20 protein-coding genes are annotated in these 18,921 nt (G+C 52.4%); 12 read left to right on the forward strand and 8 right to left on the reverse strand.

Annotated features, from left to right (window positions below; translation table 11 throughout):
• Positions 1-188: 188 nt before the first annotated feature.
• Both IEW70_RS15255 and IEW70_RS15260 read right to left on the reverse strand, forming a co-directional pair.
• On the reverse strand, positions 189-1,556 hold the full coding sequence (locus IEW70_RS15255) for a DCC1-like thiol-disulfide oxidoreductase family protein (protein ID WP_188648781.1): 1,368 nt from the start codon (positions 1,554-1,556) through the stop codon (positions 189-191).
• Positions 1,553-2,170, reverse strand: coding sequence for a DUF5819 family protein (locus IEW70_RS15260; RefSeq protein WP_188648782.1), 618 nt, complete (start codon positions 2,168-2,170; stop codon positions 1,553-1,555). Before IEW70_RS15260 ends, IEW70_RS15255 begins: the two co-directional genes overlap by 4 nt.
• Before the next feature lie 181 nt (positions 2,171-2,351).
• Between IEW70_RS15260 and IEW70_RS15265 the strand changes: the two genes are divergently transcribed.
• Both IEW70_RS15265 and uptA read left to right on the forward strand, forming a co-directional pair.
• Positions 2,352-3,659: an SGNH/GDSL hydrolase family protein gene (locus tag IEW70_RS15265; RefSeq protein WP_188648783.1), complete on the forward strand. Its 1,308-nt coding sequence runs from the start codon at positions 2,352-2,354 to the stop codon at positions 3,657-3,659.
• 180 nt (positions 3,660-3,839) lie between these two features.
• Positions 3,840-4,448, forward strand: a complete 609-nt coding sequence (uptA, locus tag IEW70_RS15270; RefSeq protein ID WP_188648872.1) for an undecaprenyl phosphate transporter UptA — start codon at positions 3,840-3,842, stop codon at positions 4,446-4,448.
• A 119-nt stretch (positions 4,449-4,567) separates the two neighbouring features.
• Here uptA and IEW70_RS18575 read toward each other — a convergent pair whose 3' ends face one another.
• Together IEW70_RS18575 and IEW70_RS18220 are read right to left on the reverse strand one after the other, a co-directional pair.
• Positions 4,568-4,873, reverse strand: a complete 306-nt coding sequence (locus IEW70_RS18575; RefSeq protein ID WP_373285982.1) for a type II toxin-antitoxin system death-on-curing family toxin — start codon at positions 4,871-4,873, stop codon at positions 4,568-4,570.
• Between the two features lie 418 nt (positions 4,874-5,291).
• Entirely contained in the window at positions 5,292-5,414 is a 123-nt protein-coding gene (locus IEW70_RS18220; RefSeq protein ID WP_268234900.1) for a hypothetical protein, read from the reverse strand.
• Between the two features lie 638 nt (positions 5,415-6,052).
• Between IEW70_RS18220 and IEW70_RS15280 the strand changes: the two genes are divergently transcribed.
• A complete protein-coding gene (locus IEW70_RS15280) occupies positions 6,053-6,433 on the forward strand; it encodes a YmaF family protein (protein ID WP_229752029.1) in 381 nt (126 codons plus the stop codon).
• Positions 6,434-6,953: 520 nt separating this feature from the next.
• Here IEW70_RS15280 and IEW70_RS15285 read toward each other — a convergent pair.
• The 3 genes from IEW70_RS15285 to IEW70_RS15295 all read right to left on the reverse strand — a co-directional run bounded on the left by IEW70_RS15285 (position 6,954) and on the right by IEW70_RS15295 (position 9,829).
• On the reverse strand, positions 6,954-7,421 hold the full coding sequence (locus IEW70_RS15285; RefSeq protein ID WP_188648786.1) for a DUF1259 domain-containing protein: 468 nt from the start codon (positions 7,419-7,421) through the stop codon (positions 6,954-6,956).
• Between the two features lie 120 nt (positions 7,422-7,541).
• Positions 7,542-7,751 carry a YbdD/YjiX family protein gene (locus tag IEW70_RS15290; RefSeq protein WP_188648787.1) on the reverse strand — a complete coding sequence of 70 codons (210 nt, stop codon included), beginning with the start codon at positions 7,749-7,751 and terminating at the stop codon, positions 7,542-7,544.
• Positions 7,752-7,753: 2 nt separating this feature from the next.
• Positions 7,754-9,829, reverse strand: a complete 2,076-nt coding sequence (locus IEW70_RS15295; RefSeq protein WP_188648788.1) for a carbon starvation CstA family protein — start codon at positions 9,827-9,829, stop codon at positions 7,754-7,756.
• A 232-nt stretch (positions 9,830-10,061) separates the two neighbouring features.
• Between IEW70_RS15295 and gatC the strand changes: the two genes are divergently transcribed.
• The 4 genes from gatC (at position 10,062) to IEW70_RS15315 (ending at position 13,617) form a co-directional block, all read left to right on the forward strand.
• Complete coding sequence (gene gatC, locus IEW70_RS15300; protein WP_188648789.1) at positions 10,062-10,352, forward strand: Asp-tRNA(Asn)/Glu-tRNA(Gln) amidotransferase subunit GatC; 291 nt, start codon at positions 10,062-10,064, stop codon at positions 10,350-10,352.
• A gap of 12 nt (positions 10,353-10,364) precedes the next feature.
• Positions 10,365-11,819 (forward strand): Asp-tRNA(Asn)/Glu-tRNA(Gln) amidotransferase subunit GatA, encoded by a 1,455-nt coding sequence (gene gatA, locus IEW70_RS15305; protein WP_188648790.1) that lies wholly within the window; start codon positions 10,365-10,367, stop codon positions 11,817-11,819.
• Positions 11,816-13,249 carry an Asp-tRNA(Asn)/Glu-tRNA(Gln) amidotransferase subunit GatB gene (gatB, locus tag IEW70_RS15310; protein ID WP_188648791.1) on the forward strand — a complete coding sequence of 478 codons (1,434 nt, stop codon included), beginning with the start codon at positions 11,816-11,818 and terminating at the stop codon, positions 13,247-13,249. Before gatA ends, gatB begins: the two co-directional genes overlap by 4 nt.
• Positions 13,250-13,317: 68 nt before the next feature.
• Positions 13,318-13,617 (forward strand): hypothetical protein, encoded by a 300-nt coding sequence (locus IEW70_RS15315; protein ID WP_188648792.1) that lies wholly within the window; start codon positions 13,318-13,320, stop codon positions 13,615-13,617.
• Between the two features lie 47 nt (positions 13,618-13,664).
• On the opposite strand, the gene IEW70_RS15320 is transcribed toward IEW70_RS15315, so the two are convergent.
• Positions 13,665-14,171 (reverse strand): hypothetical protein, encoded by a 507-nt coding sequence (locus IEW70_RS15320; protein ID WP_188648793.1) that lies wholly within the window; start codon positions 14,169-14,171, stop codon positions 13,665-13,667.
• Between the two features lie 233 nt (positions 14,172-14,404).
• Here IEW70_RS15320 and IEW70_RS15325 point away from each other — a divergent pair, with 233 nt between their 5' ends.
• From IEW70_RS15325 to IEW70_RS15345, 5 genes are all read left to right on the forward strand, one after another.
• Complete coding sequence (locus tag IEW70_RS15325) at positions 14,405-15,286, forward strand: DUF6612 family protein (RefSeq protein WP_188648794.1); 882 nt, start codon at positions 14,405-14,407, stop codon at positions 15,284-15,286.
• A 422-nt stretch (positions 15,287-15,708) separates the two neighbouring features.
• Entirely contained in the window at positions 15,709-17,082 is a 1,374-nt protein-coding gene (gene rlmD, locus IEW70_RS15330; RefSeq protein ID WP_188648795.1) for a 23S rRNA (uracil(1939)-C(5))-methyltransferase RlmD, read from the forward strand.
• Between the two features lie 121 nt (positions 17,083-17,203).
• Positions 17,204-17,713 carry a signal peptidase I gene (gene lepB, locus IEW70_RS15335; protein ID WP_229752033.1) on the forward strand — a complete coding sequence of 170 codons (510 nt, stop codon included), beginning with the start codon at positions 17,204-17,206 and terminating at the stop codon, positions 17,711-17,713.
• A 291-nt stretch (positions 17,714-18,004) separates the two neighbouring features.
• Positions 18,005-18,382, forward strand: a complete 378-nt coding sequence (locus IEW70_RS15340; RefSeq protein ID WP_188648797.1) for an IDEAL domain-containing protein — start codon at positions 18,005-18,007, stop codon at positions 18,380-18,382.
• A gap of 56 nt (positions 18,383-18,438) precedes the next feature.
• A complete protein-coding gene (locus tag IEW70_RS15345; protein ID WP_188648798.1) occupies positions 18,439-18,870 on the forward strand; it encodes an RrF2 family transcriptional regulator in 432 nt (143 codons plus the stop codon).
• The last annotated feature ends 51 nt before the right edge of the window (positions 18,871-18,921 follow it).

An 18,921-nucleotide genomic window follows, 5' to 3' on the forward strand; every position in this document is an offset into this window, starting at 1 on the left:
GGCAGGCTCTCGACGGTTCGTTACCTCATCGCCGATCTGCCTAGGATACTGCTGGTGGAACAACAGGCTTCATCGTATTGCGAAGCAATTACCCAAGCGACTTTCACGTCGCACTACTCCGAGATACATGCAAAATATACGATATAAACACGCACCGCCGTAGGACGGTGCGTTTTTTGATAACTTGCTTATTTCCCCTCGGCCGATTCGGGCCGGTATTCCACCCGACAGTGATCATCACACCCGCCAGCGGGGATGATGGTACGCCTGGCGGCGATCCAGTCGTAGACCCGCTGCCCGATGCCGAGGATCCGGGCCAGCCATAATCCGGGCAAGGTGGGCCAGAGTAAGGGAAGGCGGGTTATCATCTGGATGATTCCATCGATACCGTCGTAAAAGGTATGACCATCCGCGGTACTGTGAAGTCGCTGCTCCAATTTAACCGGATCGAGGCCATATCGCTCCGGGACCCCTTTCTCACGGAACGAGACGAACCTGAGCAGTCCGAACAGGTCCAGTCTGCGGGCTGAGTCGACGCTTGCCTGGCAAAAGGAGCACCAGCCGTCATAAAAAACCGTCACTCTGCGGCGAGCGAAGAAGGGCTGATCACCGATCCAGGATAACCGGCGGCGCATCCATCTGCCTGCACGCCCCAGAAGATGGCTGAGACGCCGGTAATCCTTGTCCGTCAACAGGATCAGCTCGATTCCGATCATAAACCAGGAGAACAGGGCCAGGTTCATAAACACGCCGATCCCCAGGTGGAACAAGATGGCGCCGCAAACCGCGGCGTATTTGGTGTACCGGTTCAACAACAAAAAGGGAAAGGCGACCTGGAACAGGACGGAGGTATAGGTGAGCAAGACCACCAGCGTTTCGGAAGCCCACAGCTTTTCGCTGTAGCCGGGCCAGGCGAACTCCTGCACCCGCATCGCGTAATAGATGGCGGTGCCGTTTTGCCACATGGATCCCATTACTTTGTATAGTCCGGCGGTAAAATACATCAACATGACTTGGACGATGGCCATGGCTACGGCAGCATTGTGAAGCACCGCCGCATAGGGGCGTATCTTCTCCAACCAAGGGGAAGGCGCCGTTTGCCGGCGGCGTTTTCGCCATCGATCCACCGAGAAGCGGGCGCCCAGGTCGGCGAACAGCAGGTAAAGGAGTTGAAGCCGGACAATATTGTCCCCGCCGTTGGTGATAAAGGGATTTCGATAATAGAGCGACCAGAAACAGAGAAAGGTCAAAACCCCCGTCAACCGGGTATGCCATCCGATCGTCCACAGCAGAGTTACGAAGAGGGTCCCGTGAAAAATCACCTCAAAAGCGATCGGGGAGGAACTCAGATGATAAAGGGTCCAAATCTCCCGCTTTTCCGATCCGGCGAGAAACTGCTGATAGGGCCACAATCCGTCGGCGCCCCACAGGAGATGCCGCTCGGAATAATGGGACAGAAGGTAGAACAGGATGCCCGCGCCGAAAAAGATACGTAGCCAACTGGTGCCGATCAGGACGTGCTTCGTGGTCAGAAAGCGCTCCAATCGTCGGATCATCGGGGCCACTCCTCTCCGGCGGAAGATGCTGCCGGCCGGTAAGGCATCCAGCCGGTTTCCCGAAATTGCACAATGCCTTCATTATCCGGCTTGGAACGTTGTTCAAAGCGGGGGAAGGTATTGCTGACAATCCGGATATTGATCTCTTCGATTTTCTTCCCGGATGGCAGACGTTGCTCCAACGCGGTGGAAACCGCCCGCTGCAACATCCATTTACCTTCCTTTTTTTCTTCTCCTTTATCATATACATAAGAACGGATCGCCGATGTCATATACCGCGTGACTCTGCCTTCGGAAGCGAGGCGATTGGTCTGGATATGTTGGATAATGGGTCCCGTAATATCCATCCACTTCGTTTCCCGGATCACCCCGGTTTCCCGGTCTTTAACCCGGGCTTTGGCCAGCAGGTTTTGATGCTGGGAAACGGGATTGGGAGCAAACAAGCGCCAGTTTTGCGCAAAAATCGGGTCCATGTACCCGTAAAGAGTATCCCACACCCGGGACCGGAGCGGGTTTTCCGGGGATAGATAGAGGGCGGTCAGTCCGGTATGTGCCATCAACAGGATACACAGTCCAATTGTAAAAATCCATAGAAAAATACGTTGAGCTTGCAAAACTTCACCTCACCCTCCGGGGCGCTGTTGATCATCACTATCATATCACAAGCGATTCATGAAATCTTGAACGAGCATTTACAGAACCGACATAGGAGTGAAGGAATGTCAGGCGAAGGTGTGGGATGTTCCTGCCTGTGATTTCATTGGGAAAGAGAGAATGACGAGGAGGAAAAGGCGCATGTTACAGGATCAACAGAACGTGTTCCACCGGAGTCGGGGATGGAAGCGGGCAAGAGGCAACGTTTTTATCTGTCTATTGATGGGTGCGATGTTATTGCCCTTCTGTTCCGAACAAGATTTCGCTTATGGAGACAGCGAAAAAGGGGCCAGCCGCAGCTGGGTAGGGTCATGGACGGCCAGCCTACAATTCCCATCGGGGGATGCGGCAGAAGGGGTATCCGACCGGACTGTACGGATGATTGTGCGCCCTCATGAGGAAGGCAACCAGGTTCGCCTCCGCTTTTCCAATGCTTATGGGGAACAGGATGTCACATTTGCAGAAGTGCGGTTGGCAGAGAGGGAGATGGGAGCTGCGATTGACAAGGATACCGATACACCGGTCACTTTTGCAGGGCGTCGAGCAGTCACCTTGTCACCGGGCCGAGAAGTGATGAGTGATCCCCTTTCTTTTCCGGTGAAAAAAGGAGAAGATTTAGCGGTCAGCGTGTATGTATCCGGTGACAGCGGCGCTGCCACATGGCACCGGATCGCCAAACAGACATCTTACATATCGGAACAGGGTAACCATACCCGTGACCGCCAAGGGGAGGGTTATACGGATACGATCAGTTCCTGGTTTTGGCTGACCGGATTGGATGTCGGCGCCTCGCCCAAACATCAGGGGGCGGTGGTTGCTTTTGGGGATTCCATTACTGACGGCACCCGTTCCACCCAGGATGCCAATCACCGTTATCCGGACTTTTTGCAGGAGCGGCTGGATGCTGCAAGAATGGAGAAATCGGTGTTGAATGCAGGGATTTCCGGCAATAAGCTGCTCCGGGATGATGCGGTATATGGGGAATCAGCGCTTAAGCGTTTTGATCGGGATGTTCTCGCTCAGCCCGGTGTGACGGATGTGATTTTGTTGGAAGGCATCAACGATATCGGGCACGATCCACACAACTACAATGCGGATCAAATCATTGGGGCGATGAAGCAGCTGATCGATCGGGCCCATGCCCGAGGCCTGCGCATTTACGGCGGAACCCTGCTTCCATTCGAGGGGACAACCATACCGGGATATTACACAGAAGAAGGGGAAGCCACACGGGATAAGGTGAATCACTGGATTCGGAGCAGCGGGGCCTTTGACGGAGTGATCGATTTTGACCGGGCGCTTCAAGATCCTGAACACCCGGACAGACTGAACCCCGCCTATGATTCGGGAGATCATTTGCATCCCAATGATACCGGGTATGAAAAAATGGCGGAAACCGCATCGCAAGTCTTGCTGAAAAGGAACCTGCCCTTAAGTTATGGACAATAACAAGTCATCCGTACTAGAATCGAAGAGTACTAGTATGCAGGCTCGCCTATATGGTAAAAAGACAGACGGGGTATAGCATCCTTTGCATCCTTGGTCTATGATCAGAGTAGCGAAACGCAGACTGGGAGATAGGAAACGGTCTTTGCAATAGATATTAAGGATACAAAGTGGGTGAAGACGTTGGAAGAGTTTATTCATGCTGTGTTGCAATGGCTCACGGATCTGGGTTATGCGGGGATTGCGTTGGGACTGATGATTGAAGTGATTCCCAGTGAGATCGTTCTCTCTTATGGGGGATATATGGTGTCCCAGGGCAAGATCACCTTTGTGGGAGCTGTCATCGCAGGCACCATCGGCGGTGTTTTCTCTCAGCTTTTTCTTTACTGGGCGGGATATTACGGTGGCCGTCCCTTTTTGGAGAAGTACGGCAAGTATATTTTGATCAAGGAGAATCATCTGCGGACTGCGGAGAAATGGTTTGAGCGGTACGGGTCTGGCGTCATCTTCGGGGCCCGCTTCATTCCGGTGGTACGCCACGCCATTTCCATTCCGGCGGGGATTTCCAAAATGCCTTGGACCACGTTTACCCTGTACACTTCCCTGGCGGTGATTCCGTGGTCGGTATTCTTCTTGTACCTCGGTCTTCAACTGGGAGACAACTGGGAGAACATCAAGGAAGTGGCGGCACCCTATGTACAGCCTTTGGGCATTGGGGCAGGTGCGGCGCTGCTCTTATATATGCTTTATCAATGGCGAAAAAAAGGAAAAGACAGCCCGACAACCGTGTAAGTAAAGTATCCCGATGCTCTATTTGGAGCGGACAGAATCACATCCGTAAAGTAGGGTCATCGTTTTTTACAGAGAGTTTGACCTGACGTAAGGGCTTCTCCGCTTTTTGGACAGGTGGATCATCGAGCTGACCCGCCAACATCATCGGGCGGGTTTTTGTATGGGCAGAAATCAAACCGGGTCCTAGGACCGGAGTCCGATGAAATGGGAAAATAGGGGTACGGCAACGATTCGCGAATTTGCACCGCCAATAGGTCTAGCCCATCTTCGCCCCTGTATCGTTTGTCATCCGCTACGGCTACCATAAGCTCTTCCGCTTGCTCGTTCGTTAGCGTCAGAATGTAGCCGTTCATACGTAGAAAGGTACTTAATACTGACAGTGCTGTGCGCTTATTTCCGTTGTGGAAGGGATGATCTTGCACCAGCGGACTGAGTAAGCGTCGCTGTCTTCCGGTTGAATGTCGGGTGTACTCCTTGCCCGAAGGCTTCCGCTATCGGTCGATAAACTGCTGCTTCTAGACGATCAGGAAACTTATGCCAGCCTGTTCCTCGTCGGCAAAACGCTTCATAGTGATGTAGTGCGTAGCGACGACCTCTTCTAATGTTAAGTACACCGTCATAGGCCTACCTATTGCGCAGATTGCGCAGTGCCTTGTATACACCCCAATATGCACCTGCATGGTTTTGGTTCCTTATTCAAAGGGTTTTTTACGTTGATGAAACCGTAGGAAGTTGCATCCAGGGTGGCTTTTTAAATACTAAAACAGCCCGTGCTATTTACACGGGCTGGGAAACGGGGTAAGTCAGCGGTATTTCACTCTTCAACAGGGTACTTTCGAGAAATTAGTACCCATTAATGACGCCGACCAGTCCGAAAATGGTCGCGATCACCAACAGGAAAAGCAACAGGCGACGCAAACCAAAACCACTGTATCCACTGTATCCGCCAGAGGAACTTCCAAACATTTGGTTGCCTCCTTTTCTAAAAATTCGTTAATAATGTATAACGTTTGCAGACAGAAACGGTTATTAACTATATCAGAAAAAAATAGGTGTATTGAATAGATCTGTATCAGATCACTTAGACAGGGATCTATTTAAATACAGATTGGTTGAATACCTTTCCCTTTACTAAATTCTCAACATAGCTTAAAGGAAAATGAAATCGCATGCAGGGAAGGGAGGAGGACGTGATAAGCCAGAACATTCCTGGTATGTGTCAGCAGTATATCGGTCAACCAGTGCAAATACAATTGCGGGATGGAAGAAACCTTCCCGGTGTTATTCAGAAAGTCGGTCTTGGTCCAAGGGTCATAAAAAAGGGCAGAAAACATCCCGTCGGCGCCAGTATGAGGCCCATAACGGGATGTTTTTAGTCGGGATGATGTTCATTACCTAATCGTGTTAACTACATCAGAATTCACCGGGAGTCTGTCATTCCATATCTTGTTACGGGCATCATACCACCTCAAATGGAAGCCAAATCAGTGAAGTATCCGACCATTACTGTTGATATTAGGGTATTCACACTTTCCTTAGTAATCAATGCTGTATATCCTATCTTAACGGCATGCTTATTACTTCAGAAGAAGGGAGGGATTATATTGACGAAACCAAACCACACGAATATCCGAATCCATGACGGGGCCCATGATCATCAATTCCAGTTGTTTTTTTTCGAGGATGGACCCGGAATTAGGAAACCATATCCCCATCGTCACAGGTATCAGGGAATTACCTCATTTGATGTTGGCCACCGACACCGCTTGGGCGGAGTGACCGCACCGGCACCAGACGTACCAGATCATGTCCATGAATATCGGGGGACCACTACATTTGACGATGGTCATGTCCACCATTTTTCTGGCGTTACTGGACCACCCATTCCGTTGCCGGATGGAGGTCACTACCACATCATCGAAGGGGAAACAACGGTAAACGGCGAGATCCCCCATACCCATTCCTATATGGGAGAAGCAAGATAACCTCTGATAATAACGGTTCTGTCAAACCTACCCAAATCGTTATTTAAATCCCCCGGTCCTACCCTGAAAACTAGTCATGCGGCTAATTTTCTCCGTTTAATAAAGTGTGATGCTGGTATATTTCTGTACTATAGGTATCTTTGTCCATGTCGAATCACAACAGAGAAGCATAATAAAATATATCTTGATCCGAAAGGGGAAGAAGTTTATGAGCGGCTACGGTTACGGTTACGGATTCGGTTTACGCCGACTGCTTCTCTTTCTGTTGGTAATCGCCACCATTTTCGCCCTGGTTGGCGTCATTAATGGGTACTAATTTGTCGAAAGTGCCCTGTTGAAGACTAAATACTGATGTGGATTCTCCCCCCCTTTTCTCATAAAAGCCGATTTTTTTCGGCTTTTTTCTTTTGTACACTTTTTTCTTTTGTACATTTAAAAGGGCTAACAGGAAAATGGATCAGGCTTGGAACACGGATAAACAGCAAAGGGGATTCAGACCGGTGCGGAAGTTCCTCTTCAACTATCTTAACGGATAAGAAGTCGCCCGAATGGCGCTTTTTACTCCTTTGGCTACCTGTTTAGCTGTTCCTTCTCCTTGAAAATGGACGTACATCACTCTGGGATGTTCCATCAGCATGTGGTTGTGGACGGCGGTGACATGCAGTCCTGATTTGCGCAGTCGGTCAATCACCGGATTGACCTCTGTTTCCATCAGGGCAAATTCTCCCATGACCACCCATGTGCTGCCTGTGCGTTCAAAGTTGGCCAGGAGCTCCAGTTCCATGGTTTCCGGGGAAAGCTTCTTGCCCATATGACGTACATTCAGCTCTTTTCGGAGCAGGCTCATTTTACAGATCCCTTCTTCTTGTTCCACCGGCACGCCCAGGACCTGTTGCAGCTGCTGGCAGTTTACCGGCTGGGCAGCGATCGGGTGGTGAGAAAGCAGCAGGAGCATAAACAAGAGAGTAACAACGGAACATTTTTTCATAAAACGACCTCCCAAAGATTGATCATGGATAACCTTTCCTTCGGGAGGTCGTTTTATGATGGGATACTCTTTTGCAATCATGACAAATCCGGAGCACCTGTTCAGCGCTCCGGATTTCTGTCAACAACACCGTCGGATCGTGCCGCCGCCGTACTTTTCATCGGTGGCTTTTTTGTGGAATTCCTTTTCCGAAAGAGGAGTCTCTCCCGGGTGATGCTTGTGGAAATGTTCCAGATACCGCTCGTAGCTGGGAACACCGGCCATGGTGTGAAGATAATGCCGGATCGCTTTCATGGTCCGTTTCCACCAAGGACAGGATGCGGTTTCCATCGTTAAGCACCCTTTCGTGCCACCGAATCCCAGGCGATATAGGGAGACTCCCGCAGCGGCAGATCTTCTCGTTTGATCAGCTTTTTGTACCAGACGCGGGCGGCATCCAGAATAATCATCACCACAAAGATCATAAAGATGGCGGTTAGCGCGGCATCGATCTGGTTGTTCATAACAATGCGGCTCATCTCCTCGACCGATGTTGCCGGGGGCAGCACTTGGCCGGAGGCAACGGCTTCTTTAAACTTGTTGGCTGCGGCCAGGAATCCGATCTTGGGGTCCGGGGAGAACAGTTTTTGCCAACCGGCAGTCATCGTCACAATCGTGAGCCAGGCCGTGGGAATCAGGGTGATCCACGCATAGGCCGCTTTGCCGGCTTTGATAAGCAGGGTGGTTCCCACAACCAGCGCGATAACGGCCAACATCTGGTTGGCGATCCCGAAGAGAGGCCACAGGGTATTGATGCCGCCCAAGGGATCCACCACTCCTTGGTAGAGGAAATACCCCCAAGCGGCCACGATGGCACCGCTAGCTAAGACGTTGGCGGGGTACCAATCGGTTTGTCCCAGCTTTTTGGAAAAATGGCCGAGCAGCTCTTGCAGCATAAATCGGCCCACCCGGGTGCCGGCATCGATGGTGGTAAGGATAAACACCGCTTCAAAAAGAATGGCGAAGTGGTACCAGAAGGCCATCAGGGCCTTGCCTCCGATGATGCTGGAAAAGATCTGGGCCATCCCCACAGCCAGCGTAGGAGCGCCGCCAGTCCGGGAGAGGATCGTCGATTCGCCGATATCTTTGGACAAATTCGTCAATTGATCCGGAGTAATGGTAAAGCCCCAGCTGGAGATCGTTTTGGCGGCAGTGGCCACATCGGTACCGATCACGGCTGCGGGACTGTTCATGGCAAAATACGCTCCCGGCGTCAGCACACAGGCTGCGATCAAGGCCATAATCGCTACAAAGGATTCCGTCAACATTCCCCCGTACCCGATCATTCGCGCATGCCGCTCCCGGGCGATCATTTTGGGTGTGGTCCCGGAGGAAACCAGCGCATGGAATCCGGATACGGATCCACAGGCGATGGTGATAAATACAAAGGGGAAGAGATTGCCGGCAAACACTGGTCCCGTGCCGTCGATGAACTTCGTTAGGGAAGGCATTTGCAAGTCCGGCATGACCAGCACGATGCCCAAGGCCAGGGCAAAAATGGTGCCGATTTTCAAAAAGGTGCTCAGATAATCCCGGGGTGCCAAGAGCAGCCAGACCGGAATCACGGAAGCGACAAATCCGTAGATGATCATCATCCAAGCGATCGTGGTTCCTTCAAAGGTGAACATCGCACTCAATGCAGGGTGTTCCGCTACATACCGGCCTCCCCAGAGGGCTAGCATCAAGAGAGCAAACCCGATCAGCGACGTTTCCAGTACCCGACCGGGCCGCATATACCGCAAATAAACCCCCATAAACAACGCGATGGGAATGGTGGCGGCGATGGTAAACATCCCCCACGGGCTGTGAGCGAGCGCTTTCACAACGACCAATGCCAAAACCGCCAACAGAATGATCATAATGCCCAGAATGGCGAACATGGCGATGAAACCGCCCACCGGTCCTATCTCTTCTTTGGCCATTTCGCCGAGGGATTTGCCGTTTCTGCGCATTGAACCGAACAAAATGATGAAGTCCTGTACCGCACCGCCCAACACCACGCCGACGATAATCCAGATGGTGCCGGGGAGATACCCCATCTGAGCCGCCAAAATGGGCCCTACCAACGGTCCGGCTCCCGCAATGGCGGCGAAGTGGTGGCCGAACAACACCCACTTGTTGGTGGGAACGAAATCTTTCCCGTCGTTGTTCACTTCCGCCGGTGTCTTTCTGTTGTCGTCTAATTCAAACACTTTTCGGGCCATAAAACGGCTGTAAAAGCGGTAAGCCACCGCATAGGTGCATACAGCCGCCAGGAGCAGCCACGCTGCATTGATGGACTCGCCGCGGGACAAGGCCAATACGCCGAATCCGGCGGCGCCCAGTGCGGAGACGACGCCCCAAACGAGCCAGGAAATCCACTTGTTCATGATACGACCCCCTTATACGACTTTGGTTTGATTTCACTATACTTTCATTATATTAAAAATTCCCGCAGATTAGGGATGTAATATTTTGTATATGGTCTTTCCTTGCTTTGTCATGAAATTTTACCGATAATGCCATTCCTTCCGGCCGGATGATGAAAGTTTCCGGTGAGGTTTGTGCTATACTGTGTGATAGTGAATCAACGACGGATGGTTGTGCGGAGGTGAAGAATGAATGGCAATTTCCAGAGAGCAAGTGGAACACGTAGCTCGCTTGGCCCGTCTGTCCCTGACGGAAGAAGAAGCTGAGCGGTACACCGAACAATTGAATGATATTCTCGATTTTGCAGAGAAATTAAACGAGCTGGATACGGATGATGTAGAACCCACCAGCCATGTGCTGCCCATGGCCAATGTGCTGCGGGAAGATGAGCGCCGCCCGTCTCTGCCGCGGGAGAAAGCGCTGGCCAATGCACCGGATCAGAAAGACGGCATGTTCCGCGTACCTGCGGTATTTGAGGAGTAAAGGAGGAATACGATGTCGCTGTTGAGGAAGTCACTCAAAGAGATACATAGCAGCCTTGCTGCCAAAGAGATTACAGCTACGGATCTCTTGGAAGCTTCCCTTGAACGTATCGGGGAAACAGACCAAGAGATCGGCGCTTTTTTGAAACTGGACGAAGAAGGGGCCCGCTACCGTGCCAAGCAATTGGACGAGCAGGAACCCAAAGGGCTGCTGGCTGCCCTGCCTGCCGGGATTAAAGATAACATCGGTACAGAAGGAGTGGTGACGACTGCCGGCAGTCAGATTCTGGGCGACTATACGCCGGTCTATCCGGCTACGGTGATGAGCAAGCTGGAACAAGCCCAAGCCAACATGATCGGGAAAACCAATATGGACGAGTTCGGTATGGGATCATCCAATGAAAACTCCGGCTACCACAAAGTGCGGAATCCATGGGATTTGGACCGGGTGCCCGGCGGTTCCAGCGGCGGGTCGGCAGCGGCGGTGGCTGCTGGGCAAGTGGTTTTCGGCCTGGGTTCGGACACCGGCGGTTCCATCCGGCAACCGGCGGCTTTTTGCGGCGTGGTCGGGTTGAAGCCCACCTATGGACGGGTATCCCGCTTTGGACTGATCGCTTTTGCTTCCTCTTTGGATCAGATCGGTCCCCTGACCCGCAACGTGGAGGATGCCGCATACGTCCTGCAAGCGATTGCCGGACATGACCCGAAGGATTCCACTTCCGCCGATGTGGAGGTGCCCGATTATCTGTCGGCTTTGACCGGGGAGGTCAAAGGGTTGAAAGTAGCTGTTCCGAAAGAGTTGATGGGCGAAGGGATCGACGCCGGCGTCAAAGCACGGGTGCAGGAAGCGCTGAAGCTGTTGGAAAGCCTGGGAGCTGTGGTGGAGGAGGTTTCTCTGCCGCACCTGGAGTATGCCGTGCCCGCCTATTATTTGCTCGCTCCGGCGGAAGCTTCCTCCAACCTGGCCCGGTATGACGGAGTGCGTTACGGTGTGCGCGTCGAAGGAGAAAACTTGGTGGACATGTTCAACCGCACCCGCAGCACCGGTTTTGGTCCGGAGGTGAAGCGCCGGATCATGCTCGGGACCTATGCGCTGAGCTCGGGGTACTATGATGCTTACTACCTGAAGGCGCAAAAAGTACGGACCCTCATCCGGCAGGACTTCGAGAAGATCTTTGACCAATATGATGTGGTGATCGGGCCGACGGCACCCACCACCGCTTTCCGGATTGGTGAAAAGGTGGATGACCCGTTGACCATGTACTTGAACGATATTTGCACGATTCCGGTCAGCCTGGCAGGGCTTCCGGCCATCAGTGTTCCCTGCGGTCTGTCTGACGGCTTGCCGGTGGGTCTTCAGATTGTCGGCCGGCCCTTCGATGAATCCCAGGTGCTTCGGGTGGCGCACGCCTATGAACAGCATGCGGAACGTTTGCCTGAACCCCAGATTGGAGGCGGTGCATCATGAGCCGGTTTGAAACAGTGATCGGTCTGGAAGTTCACGCCGAACTATCCACCCAAACCAAAATTTTCTGCGGTTGTTCCACCGAATTCGGCGCTCCGCCCAATACCCACACCTGTCCCATCTGTTTGGGACATCCCGGAGTGTTGCCGGTATTGAACAAAAAAGCCGTAGAATTCGCGATGAAAGCGGCCCTGGCCCTCAACTGCCAAATCGCCGATGTCAGCAAGTTTGACCGGAAAAACTATTTTTATCCGGACTTGCCGAAGGCCTATCAGATTTCCCAGTACGATCAACCGATCGGGCAGCACGGCTGGATTGAAATTGAAGTGGACGGAGAGAAGAAGCGGATCGGCATCACCCGTGTTCACTTGGAAGAAGACGCTGGAAAGCTGAACCACACCGAAAACGGAGACGGTTCGCTGGTGGACTACAACCGGGTGGGAGTTCCTTTGATCGAGATCGTATCGGAGCCGGATCTGCGTTCTCCTGCAGAAGCCCGAGCCTATTTGGAGAAACTGAAACAGATCCTCCAATACACGGGTGTCTCCGATGTGAAAATGGAAGAAGGATCCCTGCGCTGCGACGCCAACATCAGCTTGCGTCCGGCGGGGCAGGAGGAGTTCGGAACCAAAACCGAAATGAAAAATCTGAACTCGTTCCGCAATGTGGAGCGGGCGCTGGAATACGAACAAGCGCGGCAAGAAGAAGTGCTTTCCTCCGGCGGCACGGTGGTACAACAAACGATGCGCTGGCTGGAAAACGAAAACCGCACCAAAGTGATGCGGAGTAAGGAAGAAGCTCATGACTACCGCTATTTCCCGGAGCCGGACCTGGTGCAGCTTCAGATCGATGAAGCCTGGAAAGAGCGTGTCCGTGCCGATATTCCGGAGCTTCCCGATGCCCGCCGCCGTCGTTACACTGAGGAGTACGGCTTGTCCGACTATGATGCCAACCTCCTGACGGCATCCAAGCATATCGCTGACTTTTATGAAGCGACGGTGAAGCAGGGAGCCGATCCGAAAGCAGCCGCCAACTGGATATCCGGTGAACTGTTGGGCTATCTCAACAGCCAGGATAAAGAGCTGGATGAAACGGCGATCGCCCCGCAATCCCTGGCCGGCATGATTCAGCTCATCGAAAAAGGGACCATCAGCACCAAGATCGCCAAAAAAGTGTTCAAAGAGCTGGTCGAAAACGGCGGAGATCCGGCCAAGATCGTGGAAGAGAAGGGTTTGGTGCAAATCAGCGACGAAGGACAGCTGAAAGGCATCGTCAATGAAGTGATCGAAGCCAATCCTCAATCCGTCACCGACTTGAAAAACGGAAAGGACCGGGCCCTCGGCTTCCTGGTGGGACAAGTGATGAAAGCCACCAAAGGAAAAGCCAACCCGCAGATGGTCAACCAACTGATTCGGGAGCAGATCGGTTTGTAGAGGTAGATTTCCCGTCTGGAAGCGGGCCCCGCTTTCCTGCCGTGACCCCGAACAAATGAGGTGTTTCTATGCAGATACTTTATGCGGCGATCGTCCTCTTCTTTTTGGTCATGGGGGGCTACTACCTGCAGGCAGAACCGCCGTACGCGGTCCACAACTTTGTGATCGCCTTGTATTTTTTCGTGATCCTGTTTGAGTTTCGCGGCAACCCGTTTCCCAGAAGGGTGTACCTTCTCTTAAGCTTTTTGCTCCTGGGCAATGCGTTGATGCAGTTCTTCTATGTACAGAACAACGTGATTTTCGGCTTGGTGAGTTTGTTGTTTGCTTATTTTGCACTCCAAGCCCGCCGGCGAATCCGCAGGGGATAACCCTCCGAGCCGCAAAAGACCCGACTCCTTGTGGGAGCGGGTCTTTTTTAAGTAGAAGCGGAGCCGGCCCATCGGTTCCACTCCCGGATCCCAATGCTTTGCTGGGTTTCCACCATGCTTTTTGTCAGGTGCGTCTCTGTATAATCCACCCAATCCAGCATGTTTTCCACCGCGGTGCGGACTTCGCCTTTGGCCGAACGTTTCATTTCCAAGAGATATCCCCGCTTGATCCGGTCATGTTTTCTCCCTTGAACCATGGAGGAAGCCAGCGTTGCGATGACGCTTTCATGCCAATCTCCTTGGGCCATGCGTTTCAAACAGCCGAAGGCGGTCATCCGGCACCCCGTGGAGCGAAGGTTTTGCTCCTGCAGTTCGGCCTGTCGGGCCAGAGCGCGGGTTGCCGGCAGTCTGCTCAATTGTGCAGACAGGGTAAGCAATGCCTCTTCTCCTCGCAGGCTGGCAGCGAGCCAATATTGTGCCATGCCGATTTTATGGGGTTGGATGATTTCGCCCTGTACCGAAGGTGGGATCGAGGATTCGTTTGGTTGACCCATCCCGAGTGCCTCCTTTGACCATTTGTACATATCTATGCTGTAGGATTCCGATCATAGAAAAGATTTTTGACGTCGAACAAAATACAATCTGCGTTCCTTTCCATAGGAAAGGCGGCTATCAAAGTCCTAATTCGGAAGTTGGATTGACTTTCCCTTTGGTTGGGGTACAATCCACAACACAGGCAAATATCGAAAAACTCCGCTTCTAAGAAAGTTACAGAGAAGGGATCCATATGAAATCATACCGATGGGCAAAGATGATTTGGTTGTGTGTGTGTGCGGTTGCTGTCACCGGATGTGCCCAGCTGAGCGGGGCCGTACCGGGGGCAGAGGATGAACAGGCACAGGTGGAAGAGAAGCTGAAAAGCATGACTACACAGGATTTGTTGGAAGAGTCGCTGCTCTCGATGAGGAAGATGAAGGGATATCGCTGGGACAGTCATAGCGACCAACAATATGTTTTTGAAAAGCAACCCCAGCAAAACACGCGGCTCAAGTGGGATCGGCAGTTGGAGTTGACCAATTCTCCCCTTCGCCTTCATGCGAAAGGGGTGCTGTCAAAGAAGCAGGAGCTGGTCAGCCAGAGCACGCCCCATGAACGTTATGTAACCGGTGATCGAGAATATGTCTACAGCCGTAACGAGTGGATCCGGAAGAAGGAATCCACGGAAGCGGATGTTGTACAAGATGTAGAAACCGCTAACCCGATATGGGAGATGGAACAAATCCTTTCCCATGCCGATAAAACCCAAGTAAAAGAGAACAAAGGGTATATGCTCATCTCCTTAAAGCTGGAAGGGAAAATCGTACAGCCCTTCATTGACAGACAGACGATTCATATGGCGGAAATCGTGCCCATGAAGCAGCCGATCCATATGGATCCGCAAAGGATGAACATCCGGCTATGGGTAAGTAAAAAGAATTTCCGCTTGGAAAAAGTGGAACAGGCTGTGGAGTTTCGCTTTGCTTCCAGTTTACAAAAGGGAAAAGCCCGCCAAGAGTGGACGCATCGTCTACGAGGGGAAGCAAAGGATATCCAAGTCCCTCGGGAGATCGCCAAGACGGCTCAACCGATGCGAGAAAAAAATGAAACCATAGCAAAACCCGCCCGCTGAGCCGGGCGGATTTTTCTTGTAGAAAAAACAGGGGTATAATGGATCAAGGAATTTGTGCGGATTGATCAGGAATCGTCGTGACTTGCTCACACGACTAAAGCCGTGGGCTTCTCGGATCATTGGGTACGGCAACCCGCTACCCTCTCCCGAAGGCTCCGTCCGAGCCTAAGAAATCCTGAGCCTCCATCGGCTACTCGACAGGAATCATTTTACGGCAGGACTGATTCCTCCTGCCAACCCCCTATGATTCGGTTTTCAAGGTACGAGTAGTTGAACGAGTTTTCGCTCGTATCTTAAAGATACCAAAAAACTTGTGTACTTACGAGAGGGTTTACACCTTCCCTTGTCCGACGTTCGCTTTCATCCCAACCCTAAGGGCTGGGTTTTCCCGCTCAATATTTATAAAAGGAGTCTTCTTAAAAATGAGCCAGCAAAAACCCCCGGTTGTTCCGGGTCAAGTGATCCAATTAAAGATTGAGGGGCAAAGCCACACCGGCGACGGCATCGGCAGGGTGAACGGGTTTGCGGTTTTTGTTCCCCAGGCTGTAGCAGGAGAACGGGTGGAAGCCAAAGTGACCAAAGTCAAAAAAACCTACGCCCATGCCCGGCTGCAGAAGGTGATCGAAGAGAGTCCGGATCGGGCCCCAGCACCCTGCGAGGTTTATGAAGCTTGTGGAGGATGCCAGCTGCAGCACCTTTCCTACCCCGCTCAGTTGCGTATGAAACGGCAGCAGGTGATTGACAGCTTCCAGCGGATCGGGGGATTGCCGGATGTAGAAGTTTTGCCTGTGATCGGGATGAAGGAGCCCTGGGCGTACCGGAACAAGGCCCAAGTTCCCTTCGGCTGGCGGAAGGGACAGGTAGTAGGCGGCTTTTATGCTCCGCAATCCCACCGGATTGTCGATATCGAGACGTGTCTCATCCAGCACCCGGATAATGACCGCGTTGTCTCTGTCGTCAAAAAGATGGCTCGGGAGCTGGGTATTCCCCCGTACCGGGAAAAAAGCCACCGGGGATGTTTGCGCCATGTGATGGCCCGGATCGGTGTCCATACCGGTGAGCTGATGGTCGTATTGATCACCAACGGGCGGGACATTCCCCATCGCAAGGCGTTGGTGGAGCAGTTGCGGCAAGCCTTCCCGAACCTGCGCTCGGTAATCCAAAACATCCATACCCGCCGTACCAATGTGATCCTTGGCAAAGAGAACCGAGTGTTGTGGGGGCAACCCGTGATTCATGATTACATCGGGCCCGTTAAATTTGCGATTTCACCCCATTCCTTCTTCCAGGTCAACCCGGTGCAAACAGAAGTGTTGTATGAGCAGGTGCGCCGTTATGCCGCCTTGACGGGAAAAGAAACCATTGTCGACGCTTACTGCGGCATCGGCACCATCGGATTATACCTGGCCGGGGACGCCGCAAAGATCTACGGAGTGGAGTCTGTGCCGGAAGCAGTGGAAGATGCCCGGCACAACGCCGAGATGAACGGGATCGACCATGCGGTCTTTGAAACGGGTGCCGCAGAAGAAGTGATGCCCCGATGGTTGAAAGAGGGAATCCGTCCCGACGTGATCATCGTCGACCCGCCCCGCAAAGGATGTGCGCCGGAGTTGTTGGATGCCGCTGTAGAGATGGGGCCCCGCCGTTTGGTGTATGTCTCCTGCAACCCGTCCACGCTGGCCCGGGATGCGAAATACCTGGCGGAGAAAGGGTACATCACCCATGAAGTGCAGCCGGTGGACATGTTCCCCCACACGAGTCATGTGGAGTGCGTGACGGCGTTTGAGAAGGATTAAATATGCAAAAAGATGTTTGACTTAGATCCTACTTTCAGCGGATAGGCCGGCCATGCCATTTCCGCTATAATCCAGGGTAACTCTTCCAAGAAAAACGAGAAAGGATGGCGTCACCTTGGGTGTGTTATTGGGACTTTTTGTCATGGTTCTTCCGGTATCTTTGTATTTGTTTTTTCAGCGGTATATGATCATGGTTACCCAGGGGGAAGGCATGTCCCCGACATTGGGTGACCGATCCCGTCATCTGTTTCGCAAAGGACAGTATCAGCCCAAGCGGGGAGATATCATCGGCTTTGCGTATCGAGGGGAAAATGCAGAATGGCTGCGGGAGATGTACGGGGAGGACTATGATGTGCCGGACCGGCTGAACGGCTGTGACTTTATCAAACGGGTGGTCGCTGTCGGAGGCGACACGATTGAAATTCGAAACAACCGAGTCTACCTCAATGGGACGGAACTGGATGAGCCCTATGTAAAACATGAACACCACATGGGGGATTACGGACCGTATACGGTTCCGGCGGACTCCGTCTTTGTTCTGGGAGACAATCGGGATGCCACTTGGGACAGCCGCGACTTCGGCCCCGTGAAAGTGGAACAGATCTTCGGGAAAATGCTGTTTGTACGTTGAACAGAAGCGCCGGTATGGTTGCCGGCGCTTGATTTTTGTGCAAATGGGCGTTCACCGCGTTTAGAAACCGGAAAAAGACGGGAAAATGGATAGTAAAGAGAGAGGGTTGACCGTCGGGCACGAAAGGTTGAAAAGGGTCCCGGCTGTTGGATACGAGGGATAGAGGTTGACGCAGGTAACTGTAATTTCTATAATTACAGTAACTCTTTCGATAGTGTAGATACGAACTTCTCCCTGGGACGGTCAATCAAACAGGTTTCCGGCAAAACTTTTGTAAAGGCGGTGTCAGCCGTGAAAGCAGAAGCCTTGAAGATTGGAATGTGGGTAAAAGGGAGAACGGAGAACGATGAATTGTTTCAAGGATATATTGAATCACTGGATCCGCAAACCCAAAGTGTAATGGTGCGGGTAATCCACTCGGACCATGCGCGCTTGGCGGGTCAGGTTGTTCAAACGCCGGCAGGCCGCGTTCAAGCTGTCGAAGAAAGTCCTCTGGATGCTGAAGGACACTTGCTGAACTTCATCGACATTGCGTTGACCACCCGGGACAAACAGTGGTTTATGGAGTTGACCTCGATTTTGAAAGAACTGCGGCAATCCCGGGAAGACGGGGAGTCAGAAGCCGGAAACGCTTCGGGGGGACGACAAGTCAGCCCCTTCAGTCAGTAATAAAATCCGCTGATCACCGAAAACAGGTGATCAGTTTTTTCGTGAGGAGGGCCTTGATGACTAGCGATTTTACTCTGGCCGTACATAGTTTATCCTTGTTGGCTCATTTTTCCGGCCGGTTGGTTTCCAGTGATCTGTTGGCAGAGAGTGCAAACGTCCATCCTGTTCGGATGCGCAAAGTGTTGGGGATGTTAAAAAAACACCGCCTCATTCGTTCAAAGGAGGGGGCAGGCGGGGGTTTTCTGTTGGCATGTGACCCCCGGCAGGTGACATTGGCTCAAGTGTACCGGATGACTTGCCGTGGACATCTGATGCCCAAATGTCCGGACTCCAACCGGCGATGTATGGTAGGTGCTCATTTGAAACCGGTGTTGGGGACGATTTTTAGTGAAGCGGAAGACAGCCTGGCTGAATATTTGTCCCGGTACTCCATCGCCGATCTTTTGCAGCAGATGGAACAGGAAAGGGGGAAAGCCTCCGCTTGGTAAGCTGAAAAATAGAAGGAAAGGGGTAAGCCCTCTGATACGGCGCAGGGAATC

The sequence above is a fragment of the Marinithermofilum abyssi genome (assembly GCF_014641195.1).
Lineage (GTDB): Bacteria > Bacillota > Bacilli > Thermoactinomycetales > DSM-45169 > Marinithermofilum > Marinithermofilum abyssi.

Bases quoted from the DNA above. Each gene is read 5' to 3' on its own strand.
- IEW70_RS15255 (WP_188648781.1), bottom strand. From the start codon at position 1,556: ATGATCCGACGATTGGAGCGCTTTCTGACCACGAAGCACGTCCTGATC.
- IEW70_RS15265 (WP_188648783.1), top strand. From the start codon at position 2,352: ATGTTACAGGATCAACAGAACGTGTTCCACCGGAGTCGGGGATGGAAG.
- IEW70_RS18220 (WP_268234900.1), bottom strand. From the start codon at position 5,414: ATGTTTGGAAGTTCCTCTGGCGGATACAGTGGATACAGTGGTTTTGGT.
- IEW70_RS15285 (WP_188648786.1), bottom strand. From the start codon at position 7,421: ATGAAAAAATGTTCCGTTGTTACTCTCTTGTTTATGCTCCTGCTGCTT.
- IEW70_RS15290 (WP_188648787.1), bottom strand. From the start codon at position 7,751: ATGGAAACCGCATCCTGTCCTTGGTGGAAACGGACCATGAAAGCGATC.
- IEW70_RS15295 (WP_188648788.1), bottom strand. From the start codon at position 9,829: ATGAACAAGTGGATTTCCTGGCTCGTTTGGGGCGTCGTCTCCGCACTG.
- gatC (WP_188648789.1), top strand. From the start codon at position 10,062: ATGGCAATTTCCAGAGAGCAAGTGGAACACGTAGCTCGCTTGGCCCGT.
- gatA (WP_188648790.1), top strand. From the start codon at position 10,365: ATGTCGCTGTTGAGGAAGTCACTCAAAGAGATACATAGCAGCCTTGCT.
- gatB (WP_188648791.1), top strand. From the start codon at position 11,816: ATGAGCCGGTTTGAAACAGTGATCGGTCTGGAAGTTCACGCCGAACTA.
- IEW70_RS15315 (WP_188648792.1), top strand. From the start codon at position 13,318: ATGCAGATACTTTATGCGGCGATCGTCCTCTTCTTTTTGGTCATGGGG.
- IEW70_RS15320 (WP_188648793.1), bottom strand. From the start codon at position 14,171: ATGGGTCAACCAAACGAATCCTCGATCCCACCTTCGGTACAGGGCGAA.
- IEW70_RS15325 (WP_188648794.1), top strand. From the start codon at position 14,405: ATGAAATCATACCGATGGGCAAAGATGATTTGGTTGTGTGTGTGTGCG.
- rlmD (WP_188648795.1), top strand. From the start codon at position 15,709: ATGAGCCAGCAAAAACCCCCGGTTGTTCCGGGTCAAGTGATCCAATTA.
- IEW70_RS15345 (WP_188648798.1), top strand. From the start codon at position 18,439: ATGACTAGCGATTTTACTCTGGCCGTACATAGTTTATCCTTGTTGGCT.